The organism is Mesorhizobium sp. M0019 (genome assembly GCF_040323975.1).
GTDB lineage: Bacteria > Pseudomonadota > Alphaproteobacteria > Rhizobiales > Rhizobiaceae > Mesorhizobium.
Genome location: NZ_JAMYVK010000149.1, coordinates 1 through 680, shown reverse-complemented (window position 1 = coordinate 680; position 680 = coordinate 1). Strand labels below are relative to the sequence as shown.

Annotated in this window: 1 protein-coding gene; it reads left to right on the top strand. The window is 61.5% G+C overall.

Going from position 1 to position 680, the window contains the following annotated elements; genetic code table 11:
• Positions 1–680, top strand: a 680-nt coding sequence (locus NKK47_RS35090) for a sulfate ABC transporter substrate-binding protein (RefSeq protein ID WP_352579942.1), incomplete at both ends; no start/stop codon positions are given.

Genomic DNA, 680 nt, shown 5'->3' with positions numbered 1-680 from the left:
CGCGCCGTGATCGACGGCCTCGACGCCGACGTGGTGACGCTGGGGCTGCAAGGCGACGTCGACGCGATTGTCTCGAAAACGAAGAAGATCAATCCCGACTGGCGGACGAAGTTCGAGAACAATTCGGCTCCTTATACCTCGACCATCGTCCTCCTCGTCCGCAAGGGCAACCCGAAGGGCATTCACGATTTTGGCGATCTCACAAAGGACAGCGTCCAGGTGATCACGTCGAATCCCAAGACCTCCGGTGGTGGCCGGTGGGCCTACCTCGCGGCCTGGGCCTGGGCCAACACCAACGATGGCGGCGATGAAGCCAAGACCAAGGAATTCGTCGGCAACCTCTATTCCCATGTTCCGGTGCTTGACACCGGCGCGCGTGGCTCGACCGTGACCTTCGCGCAAAAGGGCCTGGGCGATGTGCTGATCGCCTGGGAAAACGAGGCCTATCTGGCGCTGGACGAGTTCGGCGCCGATCAGTTCGAAATCGTCATCCCGCCGACCTCGATCCTCGCCGAACCGCCGGTCGCCGTTGTCGACGCCAATGTCGATGCCAAGGGCACACGCAAAGTTGCCGAAGCCTATCTGGGCTATCTCTATTCCAAGGAAGGCCAGACGATCATCGCCAAGAACCACTACCGTCCGGCGAAGCCCGACCTGGTGCCTGCGGAGGATCTCGCCAA